Origin of the sequence: Streptomyces sp. SBT349 (assembly GCF_001083795.1) — a bacterium.
Classification (GTDB): Bacteria; Actinomycetota; Actinomycetes; order Streptomycetales; family Streptomycetaceae; genus Streptomyces.
Genome location: NZ_LAVK01000611.1, coordinates 1 through 1,924 on the forward strand (window position 1 = coordinate 1; position 1,924 = coordinate 1,924).

The following is a 1,924-nucleotide window of genomic DNA, read 5'->3' on the forward strand; positions in this document are numbered from 1 at the left end:
CGGTGGGGGTCGTTGCCCAACCGGGCCGTGGTGGCGGTGCGCGGTCGTCTGCCCCTTCGGGCATCTGGAGGTGGGGACTGTTCTGAAACGCGAAACACTTCGTTTTAAACAGAGTGTTGAAAACAGACCGTGCGCCGTTTCAAAACAGTCCCCGCCCTCCGATGCCCGATAGGGCAACGAACCCACCGGCCCGCTACATAAGCCGGGGCGGCGCGCGGATGACGACGAATACGTGCGGCCAGAGCAGGCCCGAAGGGTGCGCGCCACCCCAGCCGACCGCAAGCAGACCGACCCAAGACGAGCGTCATCCGCTGCGCCCGTTCGGACACCCACCTCTTCCAAGAGACCACTTCCCGGTCACCGGGACGACCCCGACCCACGAACCCTCCCCCCGTAGGTGCCTCCCTCGTGCATCCGCACGAAACGGACACCCGGGCAAGCGCCGGCCACCTAAGCCAGGCGTAGAAGCCGCCCCACCCACCCGCCGGAGGCTACAGCGCGTTGGCCCGCGTGATCTCCGAGAACCAGCGGCCGCTGTCCTTCACGATCCGCCGCTGCGTCTCGAAGTCCACGTGCACCAGCCCGAACCGCTTCGAGTACCCGTGCGACCACTCGAAGTTGTCCAGCAGCGTCCACACGAAGTAGCCGCGCAGGTCCACGCCCTCGCTGAGAGCCCGGTGGGCCGCGCGGAAGTGGGAGTCCAGGTACGCGCGGCGGTCCTCGTCGTGGACGTGGCCCTCCTCGGTGACCCGGTCGTCGAACGCCGCGCCGTTCTCCGTCACATAGAGCGGCAGCGGGCCGTACTCCGTGTACACGCGCTTCAGCGTCTCGTACAGGCCGTCCGGGTCGATCTCCCAGCCCATCTCGGTCACCGGGACGCCGCGCTTGACGAACTCCACGTCCTCGGAGCCGACCCAGTGCGAGGGTCCGGGGCCGGCGGTGCCGGCGCGCACCACATGGCGCGAGTAGTAGTTGATGCCCAGGAAGTCCAGCGGCGTCGAGATCGTCTCCAGGTCGCCGTCCAGGATGTGGTCGGTGCCGGTGACGTCCGACAGGTCCTCGATGACGTCGGCGGGGTAGGAGCCGCGCAGCAGCGGGTCGAGGAAGAAGCGGTTCATCAGGCCGTCGATGCGGCGGGCCGCGTCCCGGTCGGCGTCGGAGTCGGTGACCGGGTCCACCGGGTACAGGTTCACGGTGACGCCGGCGGTGGAGACGCCCTGGTCGCGCAGCGCGTTGACCGCGAGGCCGTGGCCCAGCATCAGGTGGTGGGCGGCGCGCACGGCCGCCGCCCCCTCGGTGCGGCCCGGGGCGTGGATGCCGCTGGCGTAGCCGAGGAACGCGGCGCACCACGGCTCGTTCAGCGTGGTCCAGTCCGGCGCCCGGTCGCCGAGGCGCTGGTGGATCAGGGCCGCGTACTCGGCGAAGCGCTCGGCGGTGTCGCGGACCGGCCAGCCGCCCGCGTCCTCCAGGGACTGCGGCAGGTCCCAGTGGTAGAGCGTGACCCAGGGCTTGATGCCGTGCTCCAGCAGGCCGTCGATCAGGCGGCTGTAGAAGTCGACGCCCGCGCCGTTGAGCGGCCCGTGCCCCTCGGGCTGGATGCGCGGCCAGGCGAGCGAGAACCGGTAGTGCGTCACGCCGAGGTCGGCCAGCAGCGACAGGTCCTCGGGGTAGCGGTGGTAGTGGTCGTCGGCCATGTCGCCGGTCTGGTCCAGATGCACCTTGCCCGGGGTGTGGGCGAAGGTGTCCCAGACGGAGGGGCTCCGGCCGTCGGCGGTCACGGCCCCCTCGATCTGGTAGCTGGCGGTGGCCGTTCCCCAGGCGAAGCCTTCGGGGAACGAGACGGGGCTCAGGTCGTCGTGTGTCATGAGGTGTGCGATTCCCGTGTGGTGAGGGGGGTGAGTGGTGCGTGGAGAACGTCGGGTGG

At 70.1% G+C, this 1,924-nt stretch carries 1 protein-coding gene; it reads right to left on the minus strand.

What is annotated here, in order from left to right:
* Window positions 1–491: 491 nt before the first annotated feature.
* Complete coding sequence (locus ADY01_RS35170) at window positions 492–1,865, minus strand: GH1 family beta-glucosidase (RefSeq protein ID WP_049580911.1); 1,374 nt, start codon at window positions 1,863–1,865, stop codon at window positions 492–494.
* Window positions 1,866–1,924: the final 59 nt, after the last annotated feature.

What these genes read in the sequence shown, in the direction of transcription:
- ADY01_RS35170 (WP_049580911.1), bottom strand. Translation starts at nt 1,865, where the DNA reads ATGACACACGACGACCTGAGCCCCGTCTCGTTCCCCGAAGGCTTCGCC.